At 52.7% G+C, this 256-nt stretch carries 1 rRNA gene; it reads right to left on the bottom strand.

The window, feature by feature from the left end:
• Positions 1-256: ribosomal RNA gene (locus M3189_RS26715) — 16S ribosomal RNA — on the bottom strand; the annotation flags it as partial.

The raw sequence follows: 256 nt of genomic DNA, 5'->3' as shown, positions 1-256 counted from the left end.
AGTCTCCTTAGAGTGCCCAACTAAATGCTGGCAACTAAGAACAAGGGTTGCGCTCGTTGCGGGACTTAACCCAACATCTCACGACACGAGCTGACGACAACCATGCACCACCTGTCACTCTGTCCCCCGAAGGGGAACGTCCTATCTCTAGGAGTGTCAGAGGATGTCAAGACCTGGTAAGGTTCTTCGCGTTGCTTCGAATTAAACCACATGCTCCACCGCTTGTGCGGGCCCCCGTCAATTCCTTTGAGTTTCA

The sequence above is a fragment of the Neobacillus niacini genome, assembly GCF_023715415.1.
Classification (GTDB): domain Bacteria; phylum Bacillota; class Bacilli; order Bacillales; family Cytobacillaceae; genus Neobacillus; species Neobacillus niacini_C.
This window is presented reverse-complemented; position numbering and strand designations above follow the sequence as displayed.